Origin of the sequence: Nonomuraea sp. WAC 01424 (assembly GCF_003947315.1) — a bacterium.
GTDB lineage: Bacteria > Actinomycetota > Actinomycetes > Streptosporangiales > Streptosporangiaceae > Nonomuraea > Nonomuraea spiralis.
The window spans coordinates 1-15,344 of the sequence record NZ_QHHZ01000025.1 but is presented as its reverse complement, the minus strand read 5'-3'; the positions used below and the strand labels follow the sequence as shown (position 1 = coordinate 15,344).

Here is a 15,344-nt window from a genome sequence, read left to right as displayed (position 1 = left end):
TCCCCCGCCGGATCGGGTCACGCGAGGTAGGCGTCGACCTCGGCCAGGTAGGCGTCCTTCAGGTGCCGCGGCAGCCAGGTGATCTCGAACGCGTTGCGCTCAAGCTGGGCCAGCTCCTCCCGGGTGAGCTGCAGCTCCTCCTGCAGCGCCGCGAGGTTCTCGGCCACGTACCCCGCGAAGTACGCCGGGTCGTCGGAGTTGATCGTCACGCGGACGCCGAGCTCCATGAGCTTGCGGATGCCCTCGGCCTTCATGGAGTCGGTGACGTACCCATTGGAGATCGGGCAGCAGGTCAGGCCGATGCCGCGGGCCAGCACCAGGTCGACCAGCCGCTGGTCCTCCAGGATGTTGACGCCGTGGTCGACGCGGTCGACGCCGATCTCCTCGATCGCCTGGCGGATGTGCTCGATCGAGTTGTCCTGGTCGACGTCGCAGTGCATGGTCAGCAGGTAGCCCTCCTGCCGGGCCCGCTCGTACACCGCGGCGAACTTGGCCGGCGGGTTGCCCTTCTCGTCGGAGTCCAGCCCGATGCCGACGATCCACTCCTTGTACGGCAGCGACTCCAGCAGCGTCGCCATCGCGTACTCGGCCTGGAAGTCGCGCAGGAAGCACATGATGAGCTGGGCCCGCACGCCGAGCTGCCGGTCGGCGTCGATCAGCGCCCGCCGCAGCCCGCGGATCACCACGTCGAACGGCACCCCGCGCGAGGTGTGCGCCTGCGGGTCGAAGAAGATCTCGGCGTAGCGCACGTTCTGCTCGGCGGCCTTGCGCAGGTAGGCCATGGCCAGGTCGTAGAAGTCGGGCTCGGTGCGCAGCACCTGCATGCCCTCGTAGTAGACCTTGAGGAAGGAGGGCAGGTCGTCGAAGGAGTAGGCGTCCCGCATCTCCTCGACCGAGGCGTAGGGCAGCGCGAGGCCGTTCCGCTCGGCCAGGGCGAACTTGAGCTCCGGCTCAAGCGTGCCCTCGATGTGCAGGTGCAGCTCGCACTTGGGCAGCCCGGCGATGAAGTCCTTCATGATCAAACCTCCGTGAGGATCGGGTCGACGACCGTGAGCCGTACGCAGTCGATCAGTCCGAGGTCGGTGACGGCGTAGTCGGGGATCGCGGTGATCGACAGGAAGAACAGGTACATGAGCGGCGCGGGCAGCGTGCAGCCCAGCTCGCGGGCCAGATCGTCGAGCCGCTCCTCCAGCACGGCCATCTCGGCGGCGGGCAGGTCGGAGACGATGCCGCCGACCGGCAGCGGCAGCAGCGCCCGCACCTCGCCGTCCACCACGACGGCCTGGCCGCCGCCCTGCTCGGCGACGGTGTTGACGGCCAGCGCCATGTCCTCGCGGGAGGCGCCCACGCAGATGATGTTGTTGTCGTCGGGGGCCGCGCTGGTGGCGATCGCGCCGGCCCGCAGGCCCATGCCGCTGACCATGGCGACCGGCTTGTTGCCGGTCTTGCCGTACCGCTCGACGACCGTGACGAGCAGCGCGTCCTGCTCCACGGAGGGCTCCACGACGCCGTTCACCACGGGCAGCGTCACGTCGCGCCTCTTGCGGACGAAGACCTGCTCGGTGAACCCGAGGGTCAGTACGGTCGCCTCGGCGCCCTCGGCGCGCAGCACCAGGTCGTCCGCGGTGACCGGGCTGATCGGGAAGGGCCGGACCGGGCCGCGCTCGGGGGCCGGCGTCGGCGTGACCATCTGCCCGTCCCTGGCGGCGGGGACGCCGTTGGCGATCACCTCGCGGACCCGGAAGTCCTCCAGCGAGTCCACGATCAGCACGTCCGCGAACCGGCCGGGGGAGAGGCTGCCGACCAGGTGGTCGATGCGGTACATCTCCGCGCAGTTGACGGTGGCCATCTGGATCGCCGTCACCGGGTCGACCCCGGCCGCGACCGCCATCCGGACCAGCTTGTCCATGTGGCCGCCGGCCAGCACGTCGGCCGCGTGCACGTCGTCGGTGCAGAACGCCAGCCTGCGGGCGCCGGCCGTGGCCACGGCCTTGATGTTCTCGTCGAGGAAGTGGGCGACGGACGACTCGCGGATGATGCCGTACATGCCGCGGCGCAGCTTCTCCAGCATCTCCTCGTGCGAGTACGACTCGTGGTCCAGCCGTACGCCGGCCGCGGCCAGGCCGCTGATCCGGCGGGGGTCGGACAGCGGCGCGCAGCCGAACACCGGCAGCCGTCGCTCCCGGGCCAGGTCGAGGGCCTCCAGGACGGCGGGATCGGAGTGTTCCACCATCTCCTGGACGGTCTCCCAGATGCCCACACATTCCGGCCATTCCTGGGCGATCCTGTGCTCAGCCGGACCGAACGGATGACCGACGGTCGACTCCGGCACGGTGTAGGGCGCCTTCGCGGGTGCACCCCACCAGATTCGCATGCCGGTCGCCGCCGCCTCGTCCAGGAAACGCCGTACGCCCGGCAGTCCCTCGGCCACGAGGATCTGGTCCAGCCCCGACACCACGCTCGTCGTGCCGAACGGCACCACCAGGTCGGCGAAGCTGGTGACCGACAGCTTGCTGCACTCGATGTGCAGGTGACCGTCGATCAGGCCCGGCACCAGGTAGCCGCCCCGGGCGTCGATGATCTCGGTGTCCGGGCCGCGCTCCAGCACCGGCTCGACGGCGGCGATCCGGCCGCCCACGATGCCGATCTCGGCCGGGTAGAGCTCGCCGGTCAGCACGTTGACGAGCGTGCCGCCCGTGATGATCCGGTCGGCGGGCCGGCGCCCGTACGCCACGTCCAGCAGGTCGCGGTCCATCATGCCTCCACAGTCCGTACGGCGGGCCGTGGCACGAGCAGCGCGTACGCCGCCCCCGCCACCAGGAAGCCCGCGAAGATGCTGAAGTCGCTGCCGCCGGTCGCCGCCGACAGCGGCCCGACGAAGACGGCCGAGTTGATCCACAGGGCCGCCGCCACCATGCCCAGGGCCTGAGCGACGAGGGCCGGCCACCGGATCTGGCCGGGCGCCCGCTCGTCGAACAGCGCCTCGGCGTCGTAGCGGCCCCTCCGGCGCAGCCAGTCGGTGATGTAGACCCCGGCCCAGGGCGCCAGCCAGATGATCAGCAGCGAGAGGAAGTTGTTGAGCATGGTGTTGAAGTTGTTCGAGGTGACCGCCACGAACGTGATGATCACGCACAGCACGAGGTCGCCCACGACCGCCACCCAGCGCTTGACCTTGATCCCGGCCGCCTGGAGGTTCAGCCCTGACGAGTACAGGTCGGTGGTGTTGACCGCGAACAGCGACACGATCGCCAGCAGCAGGTACGGCACCACGAACCAGCCGGGCAGCGCGCCCGGCAGCCCCGAGATCGGGTCGGTGTTGTCCTTGACCACGGTCGCCACGGCCGCCCCGAGCGTCATCAGCAGCACGTACGGGACGAACCCGCCGAGGGCCGCGTAGCCGAAGACCGCCTTCTTGGAGGAGTTCGCCGGCAGGTAGCGGGAGTAGTCACCGCCCAGCGGCCCCCACGACAGCCCGCCCGCAGACATGATCATCGCGATCGCCATCGTGAACGTCGCGAAGTCCGCGGAACCGCCGCCGCCCCCGAGCTCGACCTTGGGCGCGATCAGGATCGCCATCACGCCGAACAGCACCACGAACACCCACGTGAAGTACTTCTGCGCCTTCATCACCGCGGCGTGCCCGATCAGCGGCAACACGAGCTGGATGGCCGCGGCCACCAGGATGACCACGACCTTGAGCCCGAGCCCCTGGTCGCTCACCCCCGCCTGCTCCAGCAGCGACAACGCCGCGAACGTGATCAGCACCATTCCGCCGGCCTCGAAGCCGACCATGTTCAGCCAGCCGAAGAAGCTGAGGACGCGCGCGCCCTTGGGGCCGTACGCGGCCCTGGAGACCGCCATGGTGGAGGTGCCGGTCGCCGGGCCCTGCAAACTGGTCAGGCCGACCAGCGGGAACGCCAGCAGGTTGCCGATGACGATCGCGATGACCGCCTGCGTGAAGCTGAGCTGGAAGGCCGCCACGATCGTGATGCCGTAGACGAGGGTGAAGATGCCCATCGTCGTCCCCGACCAGAGGAAAAGCAGGTCACGCGGGCGGCCGTACCTTTCGCCGGCCGAGACCAGTTCGATCCCGCGTTGTTCCATTGCCCCTCCTGAGGGTCGCTCGTGCGTGCGCACACAGTGAACCGTAGGGGGGTGACCTGGTGATTTATCCAGACATACGAGCGTACGAGAGCCAGTTGTACCCGGCTACAAAGTGATCGCCAAGCCGACCGCGAACAGCAGGCCGTACGCCATCTGGAGCTTGCCCGTCTGCTGCAGCACCGCGATCAGCGCCGGCCCGACGGCCTTGCCCAGCACGGTCCTGATCGGCGTGACCGCGAGCGGCGCGGCCAGCGCCGCGAGCGCCGCCCACGGCGTGACGGCGATCATCGCCAGCGCCACCACGAACGGCACCACCTGGCACAACACGTACAGCGCCCGGGTACGCTCGGCCCCCAGCCGCACCGCCAGCGTGCGCTTGCCCGATGTGCTGTCCGTCTGGACGTCGCGCAGGTTGTTGACCACCAGCATCGAGCACGACAGCAGGCCCACCGGGATCGAGGCGAGGAAGGCGGTCCAGCTCAGCTGCTCGGTCTGCACGTACGCGGTGCCCATCACCGGGACCACGCCGAAGAACACGAAGACGGCCGGCTCGCCGAGCCCGCGGTAGCCGTAGGGCCGCTTGCCGCCGGTGTAGAACCAGGCCGCGCCGATGCACGCGACCCCCACCAGCAGGATCCACCACGCCCGCGTCACGACCACCAGCACGACACCGAGCACCGCCGCGACCGCGAAGCAGCCCAGCGCCGCCGTCAGGACCTGCCGGGGCGTGGCCGCCCGCGAGCCCACGAGCCGCATCGGGCCGACCCGCTGGTCGTCGGTGCCGCGGATGCCGTCGCTGTAGTCGTTGGCGTAGTTGACGCCGATCTGCAACGACAGCGCCACGAGCAGCGCCAGGACCGCGCGCCACCAGACGAATCCGCCGTCGCCGACCGCCACGCCCGTGCCGACCATGACGGGGACTACGGCGTTGGGAAGGGTGCGCGGGCGCGCGCCCGCGATCCACTGACCGGGGGTAGCCATGCTGTCGAACCTCTAGCTGATATCCGTGGTGAGCCTGACCATGCGGATCGGACGGCCCATGTCGAGGACACGTTCGGCCATGTCCTCTCCCCAGCCGGCCGACTCCAGGAAGCCGAGCACCGCGTAGTTGTCGGCGAACACCCAGGTGACGATCTGGCGGAAGCCGTCCTCGCGCAGGTAGTCGACGGTGGCGTTGAGCAGGCGGCTGCCGTGGCCGCGACGGACGAAGTCAGGGTCGACCAGCAGCGTCAGCATCTCGGCGACCCTGCTGGGATCCAGGTCGGGATCCTCGGCGGGGGCGTGCGAGGCCAGCCCCACCACGCGCTCGCCGCCGCGCGGGGTCGTCAGCGCCGCGCTGCCGCCCGCGCCGAGCGCCGGGAAACCCTCGGTGTCGAGGATGGTCTCCACCGCGACCAGCACCCGGTGCGTGGGGCCGGGCGGGGCGACGATCGCCTCGTCCCACTGGCGCAGCCACATCTTCTCGGCCGCCGGGCCCGTCATCTGCTCGAGTGGGCCCTCCGGGAGGAACTCCCGATAGCCGTAGCGCCAGGCGCGGATCTGAGTATTCGCAACCTGGAGAACATCCTCGCGCCGGGCCGCCCGGACGCCTACGTCTGCCATCTCGGCCCGCTCCTTCGCCTGCCGTTCGTGCCACAAGGCACGAGTTACACCGTATCGGTGTTTGACCCTTGGAGACGACGCGAACCCCGCTTCCGCGCCCGGTATGCGCGTGTCTTGGTGCGGTTACCGCATACCCGCATCGAACACCACGAGCGCGAACGATTCCTGGACGAGTCGATGAACGCCCGCTGACACGTTCCCTCCGCGCACACCTTGAGCCGATCCCAGGACGCGCCGACCGACGCGGCGGCGATCGGCGGCAGCCCGGCCCGCACCCCCTCGCCCGCCGGGACGAGCTCCGGCAGGCCGTCGCCGCCCACGCCCACCGTGAGCGGGAGGGCGGGCAGGTCGGCCCGTTCGCGCCTGAGCGCGGCCCGCAGGCCCTCGCGCAGGGCCAGGGCGGTGAGCAGGTCGTCGTCGCCCGCCCGGTCGCCCGGACCGCTCAGACCCCGGTCACGCAGCCACAACGCCAGCTCGGCGGGGGAGGACAGCTCGTCCGCGTCGGCCTCGACGTCGTAGGTGTTCACGAAGTCGCGTACGAGCTCCGCGGAGAACGGCATGCCCGACACTCTATCGGGCATCCGATCATGGGACCTGTGAGGCCAGTCCGATCACGGGACCTGTGAGAGCAGGCAGCGTTCCAGCGCCTCGGCGAGCCTGCGTACCCCCTCGGCCAGCTCCCGCAGGTCGGCGGCGGCCATGTGGGTCACCCTGATCCGCGGGCCCGGCGGCTCCGACGGGTAGTACATCCGCCCGGGGCTCACCAGCGTCCCGAGCCGCCTGGCGGTCTCGACCAGCGTGTTCTCGTCCACCTCGGCGGGCAGCCGGAGCCACAGGTGCAGGCCGCCGATCGGCAGCAGGTGCACCTCGGCCGCGGGCATGCGGGCCGCCAGCGCCGCCGCGAGCGCGTCCCGCCTGGTGAGGATCTCGGCGTGGACGGCGTTCAGGTGCCTGCTCCAGGCCGCCGAGCCCACGAACTCCAGCGCCGTCTCCTGCAGCGGCCTGGCCACGAAGAACGACTCGACGAGCTGGCTGGCCCGCAGCCGGTGCGCGGCGGGCCCGCGGGCGACGACGGCCGCCACCCGCAGGCTGGGGGAGAGGATCTTGGTCAGCGAGCCCACGTTGACGACCGTGCCGTGGGCGTCCATGGAGGCCAGCGACGGGGGCGCGCCGGGGGCCAGGTAGCGGGCGTAGTCGTCCTCGATCACGAACGCCCCCGCCGCCCGCGCCACCTCCAGCACCTGCGCGCGCCGGTCCGGGGACAACGTCGCGCCCGTCGGGTTGTGCAGGGTGGGCTGGCAGAAGAACACCCGCGCGCCGGTGACGGCGAACGCCTCGGCCAGCAGCTCGGGCCGTACACCGTCCCGGTCCATCGGCACGGCCGTCGCCCGCAACCCCGCCGCCTTGGCCGCCGCCAGCGCCCCCGGGTAGGTGGGCGTCTCGACCAGCACCGGCGTACCGGGGGCCGCCAGCGCCCTGAACGCGTGCGTGAGCGCCGCCTGGCCGCCGCTGACGATCAGCGCGTCCGCCGCCGTCACGTCCCCGCCGGCCTGCCGGGCGAACCAGCTCCGCAGCTCCCGCAGCCCGGTGAGCGGCGGCACCGCCCAGGCGTCCGGCCTGCGTACGGCCCGCGCGGCGGCCGCCGCGAGCTGCCGGTCCGGCCGCAGCCCCGGATGCAGGTAGCCGCCGGTCAGCGGCACCGCCTCCTCGGGCGGACGGGCCAGCAGCGCCGCCACCGGGCCGTCGTCCACGACTGGGTCGCCGAGCGCGACCGTCTGCCAGGACAGGTCCACCGGGTCCTGACCGCGTACCGGCTGCCGCGCCGCCACGAACGCGCCGCTGCCCGGACGCGACACCACCCGACCCTCGGCGGCGAGCTGACCGATGGCCCGCGAGACCGTCACGGGGCTGACGTTGTGCCGCCGCATGATCTCCCGACTGGACGGCAGCCGCGCACCGGGACCGAGACGATCGGCCTCTTCCCGCAACATCGCAGCAATCTGGGCGATACTGCTATCGTTGACCATGAAAGACCACAATAGCGCTACCCACCACCCCCAAGTAGCGCCCCCACCCACCCCTCCGCACCACCCCGCCTCTTCTCAAGCCGCACCCACCCCCCCCACCACCCCTCACCAGGCCCCCAACGCCCCCGCCACCGCCCCCTTGCGCCACACCCCCGAGGCCCTCGGGATTGCTCCCACCTCCTCGCACCGCACTCCCGAGGACCCCACCGTCACTCCGGCCTCCTCGCACCGCACTCCTGAGGACCCCAGCGTCACTCCGGCCTCCTCGCACCGCACTTCCGAGAGCCCCAGCGTCACTTCCGGCATCTCACGGCGCAGCCCCGAGGCGACCCGGGCGTCGAGCACGACCGGCACCCCACGCGGCGCTTCGTCAGCCACCGCCCCCACGCGAGGAGCCGACGGCGGCGGCGCAGCCGCTCGCGCCCGGCAAGGGACGATGCTCGCCTTCCTGGGCGTCCTGGCCTTCTCCGGCAGCTTCCCCGGAACCGTCTACGCGATGCAGGGCTTCGACCCCTGGCTGGTCGCCATCGGCCGCGCCGCCCTGGCCGGCATCATCGCCCTGATCTGCCTCAAGGCCGCCCGCCTCCCCCTCCTCCCACCACGCCACCAATGGCCCTCCTACGCCGTCATCTCACTCGGCGTCGTCTTCGGCTTCCCCGTTTTCAGCGGGCTGGCCCTGAACCTGGGCGCCAGCACCTCCCACGCCGCCGTGGTCATCGCCCTGCTCCCCGCCGCCACCGCCGCCTGCGCCGTCGTACGAGCAGGCGAACGCCCCCGCCCGTTGTTCTGGGCCGACCGCGCCGCCGGCGCCGCCGCCATCACCGCCTTCACCCTCACCCGAGGCCAGGCCGGCGCGGCCTGGCCGGACATCCTCCTCGTCGGCGCCCTCCTGTCAGCCGCCCTCGGCTACACCGAAGGCGGCCGCCTGACCAGGACGACCCCCGGCTGGCAGGTGATCAGCCGTACCCTCGTCCTCTTCCTCCCCCTGACCGCCGTGATCACCGCGGTCCTGGCCCTGACCACCCCCATCACGCCCACCGCCCCCTCACTCGGCGGCTTCGCGTACGTGGCGCTGATCTCGATGTTCCTCGGCTTCATCCCCTGGTACGCGGGCCTGGCCAGGGGCGGCATCGCCCGCGCCGGCCAGACCCAGCTGGCCCAGCCGCTGCTGACCCTCGTCTGGGCCTGGTTCCTGATGGGCGAACGCTTCGGCCCGGCCACCGTCGCCGCCGCGCTCGTCGTCCTGGCCTGCGTCGCCGTCACCCAACGCACCCGTACGTAGGGGACGGCCCCGGCGCACCGGACCGCGGCGATGCTTGCATGGCGTTACGCCGCCACGCAGGATGGGAGAGGAGGTGTCACAACCATGGCGGACCTCACGATCCCGGAAGGCGGCTTCTGGCCCGCGCCGGAGATCCCGCAGCCCAACATCTATCCGATGGAATGGCACGTGGAGACGGAGAAACTCGCGGCCATCTACGAGAAGTCCAAGCGCAAACTCTGGAACCCGGCCGACCTCCCCTGGGACGGCCTGAACCCGGAGGACTTCACCCGCGAACAGCGCCTGGGCATCATGTACTGGTTCGCCGTCCTCGCCAATTTCGACGCCTCGGGCCCGGCGGTCTTCGCCCGCGCCACCATCCAGGCCTTCGAGAAACACGAAGAAGACCCGGTCCGGAAGTGTTTCTTCTCCATCACCCGCGACGAGATGAACCACGAGGAGTGCTGCCAGCGAACCATCGCCCGGCTGTGGCCCGGCGGCCCCCTCGACTGGACCCCGGAAGACGATCTGGAAAAGGCCGCCCACAACAACATCGGCTGGCTCTACCACAACGGCGGCCGCTACTGGACCGGCTACACCAGCGCCGTCGGGAAATACTCGCTCCCGGTCCTGTTCACCAGTTTCATGATGGGCGAGATGGCGGCGTCCACGCTGTTCAGGGGCATGGCCACGGGCACCCGGCATCCGGTCTTCGGCGAGATGTTCCAGCGCATCGGCCTCGACGAGTCCCGCCACCTGCAAATCTGCATGACCATTCTCGAGAACGAATGGCCCGGCCTGACCGACGACACCCGCAGCCTCATCACCCGCCAGCTCCGGGCCGGTTTCGTCTTCCTCAGCATGATTCTCTGGGAGCCGCCCGAAGGCTTCTGGGAACTCCCGCCGTACTTCCTCGACAATCACCGCGTCCTCATGGACCACGCCAGGGACGCCGGCCTCGGCGTGCTCTCGTACGAGGAGCAGAAGGAGAACTGGCGCGTGGCCATGGCCAAGGTACGCGCGATAGTCGAGCGCTGGGGCATCGCCTTCCCCGCCATTCCCGAACTGGACCTGGAAGGCGTCGAGGTGAACGTCATCGACCCCGAGGAGATCATCCCTGTCTTCTAGGATGCGACCATGTGGCCCCGCATCGATGGACGCAGAGTCCTCGCCCTCGGCACACCCGGCAAGATACGCACCTGGCTCACCGACCTGACCCTCTCCGGCGCGAAGACCGCCACCGCCGGCCTCCTGCCCCTCGACTACGAGACCGAAGGCGAGGAGGTCGAACACGTCGGCGAGCACCTGATCCTCGTGAACGACGCCGGCGAGAAGGCCGCCACCATCGAGATCACCTCAGTGGAACTGGTGCCGTTCGCCGAGGTCCCGTGGGAGTTCGCCGAAGCGGAGGGCGAAGGGTACACCTCGATCGAAGACTGGCGAGAAACCCACCGCCGCTACTGGTCCTCCCAGGGCTACGAGGTGACCGACGCCTCCCCAATCGTCTGCCTCCACTACCGCCTCCTCCCCCCGTGACCCCTCCAGCCCACGCTCACGCCCGCCACCTGCCCCGCCAACACCCACGCCCCCATCAGGCCCCGCCGAACACCCACAACAACCGCGCCCCGTGAGCCCCCACCCGGCGCCTTTCCTTGATCCGCGTACTTGTGAGCCCCCTACCCGGCGCCTTTCCGCGATCCGCGTACTTGTGAGCCCCCCACCTGGCGCCTTTCCGCGATTCGTGTACCTGCGAGCTCCCCGCCTGATGCCTTTCCGCGATCCGCGTACCCGTGAGCACCCTGTCCAGCGCCCTTCCACGATCCGCGTACCGTTCGCGTGGCGCCGTCCGTCGCGGCACCCGTACCAAGGGGACCCCACGGCCCCACACCTCGCCGCCATCTCACCCGAGGCGACCCGACCGAATCCACCCCGCACGGGCCGCCCTCACCCCAGGCGTCAACGCGACCTATGACCAGCAACCCACGCCGCAGTCACCCAGCCCCAGCCGTGTCGCTGGCCCTGTCACCGTCCCCGTTGCCGTCTCCGTCTGCGCCGCCGGACCCGGGCAAGTGCTCGGACCCCGAACTCCCCGCGACCACCGCGACCACCGCGACCACCGTGCCCGCCGTGCTCGCCACGGCCCCCACGAACGTCCCCTTACCCCCGACCGTGTGCACAAGCTGCCTCCTGCGCAGCTCACGCATCACATTCCTGACGGTCGACCGCGCCACGCCGAACTCGGCCTCCATGGCCAGCTCACTCAGCACCGCCTCCCCAGCCCGCAGCTCACCTCGCAGAATCTGGCCTTGAATCATCTCGGCAATCTGCACATAGATCGGCACAGGCCCGTCTCGCTCGAGCATGCTCATACCTTAGACGTCTAGATACAAGCAGTTCAGCGAACCTCAATCCTGGGGCCACGACTCTTCCGGTGACACGTAACTCCCACGCTGCGGCACGGTGTAGATCCACCCCTGATCCCGCAACAACGCCATCGCCCGCCGCACCGTCTCCCGCGCCACGTCGTACCGCTGCACCAACGCCGTCTCACCCGGAATCGGCCGCTTGGGCGGGAACTGCCCCGCCTTGATCTGCTCCGCAACATCCGACGCGATCTGCCGATAGAGCGGCACTTTCCGCTGCGTACGCGGCGCTTCATCAGGAACGCCGACGAACGTCCCCTCGCCCTGAACCGTGTAGATGAGCCCTTCCTCGCGCAACACGTGAATGGCCCGACGGGCTGTCGTCCGCGCGACCCCGAACTCGTTCTGAATCTCGGCCTCGCTCGGCACAGGATGTCCCGAGGCGAGCCCAGCGACCCGCCGCCGAAGGATCTCCGCGATCTGTACGTAGATGTGGGTGTCCCCGTCGTAGTCCAGCACACCGGCAAGATAGACGAACGGGTACGAGCCCTCCCATATCCTCCTGCCTACTCAGACAGAGCGCTCTTACTACATAGACGAGCGGATACAACCAGACGTATATTCAGACCATGGCCAAATCCCTCCATGAGTGCGACCGCTGCCCCGGCATCCACCTCCCAGAGCCCCGCCCTACCTGCACCCCGATCCTCTGGTATCCCATGCGCTCAGCACGGGAACGCATCCGAGTCCAGGCCTACACCTGCGAATGCCCGCACACGTTCTACGAGCTCTGCCATGCCGGCGGCCAGGGCTTCCTCCGTAGAACCCGCCGAACCCACAGAACCCCGTACATGGACGAAAGCCTCCGAATGCCCCAGCCCAGAGCACTGCTGATGTGGACCGCCCTGCTAACCGGCGACATCCTGTAACCGCCCCCGGGGAGCCCGCACACGAACACCTCTCCCAACAGCACCAGCAAACCCAACAGCCCGAACCCCACCTCGCCCCGCCTGAACCCAACCTAGCGACGCCCCCCGACAATCCACCTGCCGCACCGCCAGACCCAGCGACCGCGACACCACACCCCCGAGGTGTAGGGGATGCGCAAACGCTGAAGGCCCTCAACCGCGGCACCGTCGTCGCCAGTCTCATACGCCGGCCAGGGCCACCCAGCACAATCCGAGGCCGCCACAAACGGCGCACAACCCTCGTCAAGCTGCCAGGCTCAAGCCCACCCCATCCGGCCGAGCACAACCTCGCCACCCCGAACCGCCTACAGGCATCCGACCAGACCGACGCCCCACACCTGGTCCGATCCCGTCTGAGCAGCCTTGCTCACCAACGTCCACTCTCGCGCGCCCGCCAACCGGCAACCAACCAAACACTGGACCGCACACAACCCGGCCACCTGGCGCCGCGCCCGACCCGGATTCTGGACGACCTGGCACCTCGCGCCAACCGCGCCTGCCACCACCTGTTCATCCGCTACGCCGAACAGCTGCCCAGGCCCACGCTCCATGCTCCCCTCGGCCCAACCAACAACAGTGCGACGTCGAAAAACCGCCACCACGAAACAGATCAACCAGCACAACACCCACCGCACCCCAGGCCGCGAGGTCCGCCAACTACGACGCCCAACTGGCAGAGACCCAGCCAGCCAAGACGACATCATTGCCGCACGCGTTCGCCGCGAAGAGACTCGGCGACCGGGCCCATCCAACCGCGCCGCCTCCCACATCCTCGGAGCGAACGAAAGACGTCGACCCTGCGCACGGAAACCCCCGGCCAGCCGTGCAGGTAAAGGGCAGGGCTCGACCGAACCGCTCCCAGAGCAAGCGGTGATCGAAACCCGTGGATCTGCCGGGAAGCGTGAACCTCACCAGATCATCCGACAAGGCCGACGTTGGGCACACCCATGCCGCATACCGCTGCCTCAAGGTGCCCGCTGACAACCACAACAGCTCCACCTCCCGGCCTTGATCGACCGAACCCTCGGTGAGGGCATCCGTAGGAGCAGGTCAAGATCGACGCCTACATCGCGCCCCTTCCACCAATGAGCTCGCCGAGAACGGCCTGGTCGTGCGCAACGGCCGCCACCAGCCGCGCAAGATCCTCGCTACCAGCGCGATCGCGGCGATGGCCCTGCCCGCCAACGACAAGCGCATCGACGACCCCACCGGCGAACGCCAGCGTCTCTCCCCGACGATCCTGGCCGCCCGCGCCCGCGCCCGCCGCACTGCACCGATCAGCGACATGCAGCCTCGGCTGCCATCTGCAAGAGCAATCTGCCGGTGACCTTCGTGCTTGCCGGCACGCGACCAGTTCCTCGACTCCAACACCGGACTGTCGGCACCGGCCCTCACCAAGCCCCCCGAGCAGCGAAAGCCGAGCAACAATCCTTGACCGGACGCGATCTGCCCGGCGTCGACGCCGTCTACCTGCGTGCGACGGCATCCACGTCATCCTTCGCCCGACGGTCCACGTCAACCTCCGCTTGCAGAGACACAGGCTCTGCCGACCGGTGCTGACCGGCATGCGCACCGATGGCCGCAAAGAGGGGCCCACGCTGCCAGACTGGCCACGACCTTCCGCTGATCGCATCCACCCAAGCCCGCTCACGCGCGGTCAACGGACCCCACCGATCGCCCTCGTCCGCGCCGGCACGGCCTTCACCAACGACAAACCCTCCAACATCCCCACGACCTGGCCGCGTACCTCATCCCTCCACCCCCGATAACAGGAGCACACGATGAACAGCACCATCGACAAGATCGCCTGGATCCACCTGGACAACGGCAAGATTCTCAGCACCCGATCACGAGGCAAGAACGCCTATTACATCCCCGGCGGCAAACGCGAACCCGGCGAATCCGACCTAGACACCCTAATCCGCGAGATCGACGAGGAACTCTCCATCACCATCGTCCCCACAACCGTCACCCACGTCGGCACTTACCAGGCCCAAGCACACGGCCACGCCGAGGGCATCACCGTACAGATGACCTGCTACACCGCCGACCATCACGGAGTACCGACGCCCAGTAACGAGATCGAGGAGATCGCCTGGTTGAGCTACGCCGACCGCGACCGCGTGTCCCCAGTCGACCAGATCATCTTCGATCACCTACATGAGACCGGACAGCTTCACTGACTCAGCACACCCAACCGATCCACAGGTAGTGACCTTGCTCCCCAGGGCAGCCGCCCCCATGCCAGCGCGGCTCGAACGGTTCTTACACGCGACCGGCAGCGTGCTGCCCCCGCTCCACAGCCACCGCACGGCTCGCACCTCAGATCGCGATCACAAGCGCTCCTGCACCCCAGCCTTGCCATGTCATGAAGCCGCTCCTACGACAGAGAGCCTTGCCGCAACGCCGACCCTCACGCGTCTCAACGAGGCCCGCGAAACCCGGGGCCTGCGCCACGGCAGTCACGCCTTGCCACCTGTCCCGCCGACTCCACATATCCGCAGAAACTGCCGCGCCGCACCTCGCAATCCGCCCAGTCAGCCTCCTCGCACATCCAGAGCGCACCGAAGTCCGACCAGTCCGATCCCACCGGATGCGGCTCAACAGCGCTGACCAGAGCCCGTTCCGCAGACCACATCGCCTCGTCGTCGTAGGCACTTATGGACCACCCTGCCGCCCGCCTTCAAGATCCCACTCAAATTGGCTGTCTCTAACCAATGTGCCAACATGCCCTCGCAAGGTGCAATGAATGGCCTAAAACGCGAAAGTCGACAGGACCCGCTCCTCGGCTGAGACAAGTAGGAGCCACAGTTCCAAGATGGCTTTGCACGCCATCCGACAGACGGAACACTGAACCTATTTCAGCCTCACGCGGCCTGGGCGACGCGATGGTTTGAAGGACTGCGATGGCCTTGCACAGGTGGCCGGCCTTGGACGGGCTGCAGCGTAGCTTTCGGAGGATCTTCCAGCTCTTCAGCTGGGCGTTCGCGCGTTCGCCGGGTCCGCGGAATTTGGCGTG

15 protein-coding genes and 1 pseudogene are annotated in these 15,344 nt (G+C 69.1%); 5 read left to right on the top strand and 11 right to left on the bottom strand.

The annotated features are described in order from the left end of the window. Positions 1-17 precede the first annotated feature (17 nt). The 8 genes from DMB42_RS47285 to DMB42_RS53860 all read right to left on the bottom strand — a co-directional run bounded on the left by DMB42_RS47285 (position 18) and on the right by DMB42_RS53860 (position 8,111). Entirely contained in the window at positions 18-1,016 is a 999-nt protein-coding gene (locus DMB42_RS47285; protein ID WP_125646985.1) for an adenosine deaminase, read from the bottom strand. Between the two features lie 2 nt (positions 1,017-1,018). Beyond that, positions 1,019-2,758 carry an adenine deaminase gene (locus tag DMB42_RS47280; RefSeq protein ID WP_125646982.1) on the bottom strand — a complete coding sequence of 580 codons (1,740 nt, stop codon included), beginning with the start codon at positions 2,756-2,758 and terminating at the stop codon, positions 1,019-1,021. After that, on the bottom strand, positions 2,755-4,104 hold the full coding sequence (locus DMB42_RS47275; RefSeq protein ID WP_125646979.1) for a cytosine permease: 1,350 nt from the start codon (positions 4,102-4,104) through the stop codon (positions 2,755-2,757). Before DMB42_RS47275 ends, DMB42_RS47280 begins: the two co-directional genes overlap by 4 nt. A gap of 105 nt (positions 4,105-4,209) precedes the next feature. Continuing rightward, entirely contained in the window at positions 4,210-5,085 is an 876-nt protein-coding gene (locus DMB42_RS47270; RefSeq protein WP_125646976.1) for a 1,4-dihydroxy-2-naphthoate polyprenyltransferase, read from the bottom strand. Between the two features lie 12 nt (positions 5,086-5,097). Further along, positions 5,098-5,586, bottom strand: coding sequence for a GNAT family N-acetyltransferase (locus DMB42_RS47265; protein ID WP_125646974.1), 489 nt, complete (start codon positions 5,584-5,586; stop codon positions 5,098-5,100). Positions 5,587-5,750: 164 nt separating this feature from the next. Further along, a complete protein-coding gene (locus tag DMB42_RS47260) occupies positions 5,751-6,266 on the bottom strand; it encodes a CGNR zinc finger domain-containing protein (RefSeq protein WP_125646971.1) in 516 nt (171 codons plus the stop codon). A gap of 51 nt (positions 6,267-6,317) precedes the next feature. Continuing rightward, positions 6,318-7,697, bottom strand: a complete 1,380-nt coding sequence (locus DMB42_RS47255) for a PLP-dependent aminotransferase family protein (RefSeq protein ID WP_260478357.1) — start codon at positions 7,695-7,697, stop codon at positions 6,318-6,320. Between the two features lie 141 nt (positions 7,698-7,838). Continuing rightward, positions 7,839-8,111 (bottom strand): hypothetical protein, encoded by a 273-nt coding sequence (locus DMB42_RS53860; RefSeq protein ID WP_185845239.1) that lies wholly within the window; start codon positions 8,109-8,111, stop codon positions 7,839-7,841. A 58-nt stretch (positions 8,112-8,169) separates the two neighbouring features. On the opposite strand from DMB42_RS53860, the gene DMB42_RS47245 reads away from it, so the two are divergent. The 3 genes from DMB42_RS47245 (at position 8,170) to DMB42_RS47235 (ending at position 10,530) form a co-directional block, all read left to right on the top strand. Next, complete coding sequence (locus tag DMB42_RS47245; protein WP_125646965.1) at positions 8,170-9,015, top strand: DMT family transporter; 846 nt, start codon at positions 8,170-8,172, stop codon at positions 9,013-9,015. Positions 9,016-9,099: 84 nt separating this feature from the next. Then, on the top strand, positions 9,100-10,122 hold the full coding sequence (locus DMB42_RS47240; RefSeq protein WP_125646962.1) for a hypothetical protein: 1,023 nt from the start codon (positions 9,100-9,102) through the stop codon (positions 10,120-10,122). A 9-nt stretch (positions 10,123-10,131) separates the two neighbouring features. Further along, on the top strand, positions 10,132-10,530 hold the full coding sequence (locus DMB42_RS47235; protein WP_125646959.1) for an ASCH domain-containing protein: 399 nt from the start codon (positions 10,132-10,134) through the stop codon (positions 10,528-10,530). A gap of 455 nt (positions 10,531-10,985) precedes the next feature. Here the strand turns inward: DMB42_RS47235 and DMB42_RS47230 are convergent, their stop codons facing one another. Together DMB42_RS47230 and DMB42_RS47225 are read right to left on the bottom strand one after the other, a co-directional pair. After that, positions 10,986-11,357, bottom strand: coding sequence for a GntR family transcriptional regulator (locus tag DMB42_RS47230; protein ID WP_260478356.1), 372 nt, complete (start codon positions 11,355-11,357; stop codon positions 10,986-10,988). A 42-nt stretch (positions 11,358-11,399) separates the two neighbouring features. Next, complete coding sequence (locus DMB42_RS47225; protein ID WP_125646956.1) at positions 11,400-11,876, bottom strand: GntR family transcriptional regulator; 477 nt, start codon at positions 11,874-11,876, stop codon at positions 11,400-11,402. A 1,560-nt stretch (positions 11,877-13,436) separates the two neighbouring features. On the opposite strand from DMB42_RS47225, the gene DMB42_RS47220 reads away from it, so the two are divergent. Together DMB42_RS47220 and DMB42_RS47215 are read left to right on the top strand one after the other, a co-directional pair. After that, positions 13,437-13,652 carry a hypothetical protein gene (locus DMB42_RS47220; RefSeq protein ID WP_125646953.1) on the top strand — a complete coding sequence of 72 codons (216 nt, stop codon included), beginning with the start codon at positions 13,437-13,439 and terminating at the stop codon, positions 13,650-13,652. Between the two features lie 454 nt (positions 13,653-14,106). Beyond that, positions 14,107-14,508, top strand: coding sequence for an NUDIX domain-containing protein (locus tag DMB42_RS47215; RefSeq protein ID WP_125646950.1), 402 nt, complete (start codon positions 14,107-14,109; stop codon positions 14,506-14,508). Positions 14,509-15,218: 710 nt separating this feature from the next. Here the strand turns inward: DMB42_RS47215 and DMB42_RS47210 are convergent. Beyond that, a pseudogene (locus tag DMB42_RS47210) lies at positions 15,219-15,344 on the bottom strand (IS5/IS1182 family transposase); the annotation flags it as partial.

What these genes read in the sequence shown, in the direction of transcription:
- DMB42_RS47285 (WP_125646985.1), bottom strand. Translation starts at nt 1,016, where the DNA reads ATGAAGGACTTCATCGCCGGGCTGCCCAAGTGCGAGCTGCACCTGCAC.
- DMB42_RS47280 (WP_125646982.1), bottom strand. Translation starts at nt 2,758, where the DNA reads ATGATGGACCGCGACCTGCTGGACGTGGCGTACGGGCGCCGGCCCGCC.
- DMB42_RS47275 (WP_125646979.1), bottom strand. Translation starts at nt 4,104, where the DNA reads ATGGAACAACGCGGGATCGAACTGGTCTCGGCCGGCGAAAGGTACGGC.
- DMB42_RS47270 (WP_125646976.1), bottom strand. Translation starts at nt 5,085, where the DNA reads ATGGCTACCCCCGGTCAGTGGATCGCGGGCGCGCGCCCGCGCACCCTT.
- DMB42_RS47265 (WP_125646974.1), bottom strand. Translation starts at nt 5,586, where the DNA reads ATGACGGGCCCGGCGGCCGAGAAGATGTGGCTGCGCCAGTGGGACGAG.
- DMB42_RS47260 (WP_125646971.1), bottom strand. Translation starts at nt 6,266, where the DNA reads ATGCCGTTCTCCGCGGAGCTCGTACGCGACTTCGTGAACACCTACGAC.
- DMB42_RS47255 (WP_260478357.1), bottom strand. Translation starts at nt 7,697, where the DNA reads ATGTTGCGGGAAGAGGCCGATCGTCTCGGTCCCGGTGCGCGGCTGCCG.
- DMB42_RS47245 (WP_125646965.1), top strand. Translation starts at nt 8,170, where the DNA reads ATGCTCGCCTTCCTGGGCGTCCTGGCCTTCTCCGGCAGCTTCCCCGGA.
- DMB42_RS47240 (WP_125646962.1), top strand. Translation starts at nt 9,100, where the DNA reads ATGGCGGACCTCACGATCCCGGAAGGCGGCTTCTGGCCCGCGCCGGAG.
- DMB42_RS47235 (WP_125646959.1), top strand. Translation starts at nt 10,132, where the DNA reads ATGTGGCCCCGCATCGATGGACGCAGAGTCCTCGCCCTCGGCACACCC.
- DMB42_RS47230 (WP_260478356.1), bottom strand. Translation starts at nt 11,357, where the DNA reads ATGCTCGAGCGAGACGGGCCTGTGCCGATCTATGTGCAGATTGCCGAG.
- DMB42_RS47215 (WP_125646950.1), top strand. Translation starts at nt 14,107, where the DNA reads ATGAACAGCACCATCGACAAGATCGCCTGGATCCACCTGGACAACGGC.